The organism is Deltaproteobacteria bacterium (assembly GCA_026712905.1).
Taxonomy (GTDB): Bacteria; Desulfobacterota; Binatia; order UBA9968; family JAJDTQ01; genus JAJDTQ01.
On sequence record JAPOPM010000016.1, the window covers coordinates 1 to 2,089 of the forward strand.

Annotated in this window: 2 protein-coding genes; both read left to right on the plus strand. The window is 66.7% G+C overall.

The features are described from left to right. Window positions 1-51: 51 nt before the first annotated feature. Window positions 52-1,269, plus strand: a complete 1,218-nt coding sequence (istA, locus tag OXF11_00890) for an IS21 family transposase (GenBank protein MCY4485661.1) — start codon at window positions 52-54, stop codon at window positions 1,267-1,269. Then, on the plus strand, window positions 1,266-2,081 hold the full coding sequence (istB, locus tag OXF11_00895; GenBank protein MCY4485662.1) for an IS21-like element helper ATPase IstB: 816 nt from the start codon (window positions 1,266-1,268) through the stop codon (window positions 2,079-2,081). The genes istA and istB overlap by 4 nt, the downstream gene beginning before the upstream one ends. Window positions 2,082-2,089 lie beyond the last annotated feature (8 nt).

The window sequence follows — 2,089 nt, forward strand, 5'->3', positions numbered from 1 at the left end:
CATCCTCCCTGCAGACTGACGGGGAGGAGAACGTTGCTGAAAGGTGGGACGATGAAAGACCTGTACGAGATGAGGGGTCAGGGGTATTCGATCCGCGGGATCACACGGGAGTTGGGCGTCTCCCGGAACTCGGTGCGCAAGTATCTGAGGTCGCCGGGAGTGCCGCGGGCGAAGCAGCGGGAGCCGCGGGGGTCCAAGCTGGACGCCTACACCGGCTACATTGACCGCCGGTTGGGGGAGGGTCTGGACAACTGCGTCGTGCTGCTGCGTGAGCTGCAGTCGCTGGGCTATCAGGGGAGCTACACGATTCTGAGGGAGCACGTGCGTTTGCGACGTCCTCGCCGCGAGCCCCGGGCGACGATGCGGTTCGAGACGGAGCCCGGCGAGCAGGCGCAGGTGGACTGGGGGAGCTTCGGCTACGTCGGCGCAGACGGCCGCAAGCACCGGCTCTGGGCGTTTGTGATGGTGCTGGGCTGGTCGCGAGCGATCTACGTCGAGTTCGTCCGGCGAGCGGACGTGGCGAGCTTCATGCAGTGCCACGTCAACGCGTTCGAATACTTCGGGGGTGTGCCGCGGCGGTGCCTGTATGACAACGCGAAGGTGGTGGTGCTGGGGCGCGACGCGGATGGGCGTCCGGAGTGGAATCAGCGGATGCTGGACATGTCGTTGCGGATGGGATTCGAGTTGCGGGTGTGCCAGCCGTATCGGGCGCAGACGAAGGGGAAGGTGGAGAGCGGGGTCAAGTATGTGCGCGGCAACTTGTGGCCGAGCATACGGTTCACCGACGACGCGGACCTGAACCGGCAGAGCCTCGAGTGGTGCGACAGCGTGGCGAACCGGCGCATGCACGGGACGACGGGCCGGCGCCCCTGGGAGATGCTGGTCGAGGAGCGGGTCCACCTCGGAGGTCTGCCGGAGCGTTCGACGCTGGCGCCGTATCTGCGGGACGACCGCAGAGTGGCGCATGACGGCTACGTGCACTGGGAAGGCTCCCGCTACGGTGTGCCCTGGCGGTGGGCGGGAGCGACGGTCCAGGTGGGACAGCGCTCGGGGACGGTGGAGATATGGACGGGCGATCAGCGACTGGCGGTGCATCCTCGTGCCGAGCGCCCCGGCCAGCGCTTCACTGCACCTGGCCAGTGGGAAGGGCTGCCCAGGGGAGACGGCCGTCCACAGCAGGAGGCCGTGGCAGTCCAGGTGGCGGTTGAAGAGGTGGAGCGACGCTCGCTGGACGTCTACGAGCTGGCAGCAGCCGGAGGTGTGCGGTGATCGCCCTGGAGCAGGTCCGCCAATACTTGGAGAGCCTGGGGCTCAAGCAGGCTGCCGAGGCGCTCGACAACACGCTGGACGGCGCGGCCAGCAAGCAACTGACCTATCCGGAGATGCTCGCCGAGCTGCTGGGCGTGGAGGTCGACGCTCGCCGTGAGCGCTACCTCACCACGAGGACCAAGCTGGCGCATCTGCCCTTCCAGCGGTCCATCGAGCAGTTCGACTTCGACTTCCAGCCCTCCGTCGACGAGCGCCAGGTCAAGGAGTTGGCCAACCTCGCCTTCGTCGCCGAAGCCACCAACGTCCTGCTGCTCGGACCGCCCGGCGTGGGCAAGACCCACCTGGCCATCGCGTTGGCGCTCAAGGCGATCGAGCATGGCCATGGAGCCTATTTCGTCCGCGCCTACGACCTGATGGAAGACCTCAGGAAGGCGCAGGCCGAGCAGACCCTCGGGCGGCGCATGCGTATCTACCTCGCTCCCAAGGTCCTCGTCGTCGACGAGTTCGGCATCTGGCCCTACGACAGAGACGCGGCCACCGCCTTCTTCACGCTGATCTCAGCCCGCTACGAGCGCGGGAGCATCATCCTGACCTCGAATAAGGGCTTCGGCGAGTGGGGTGACCTGCTGGGCGACACCGTCATCGCCTCAGCCGTCCTGGACCGGCTGCTCCACCACAGCCACATCCTCAACATCCGGGGGGAGAGCTACCGGCTCAAGGAGAAGCGCCAGGCAGGTCTGTTCACCTCGCATCACGTGCTCAGCACAACGCCGGACGGGCAGACGACGACTGACAGAATCGCTGGACATTAGCGGCGGGG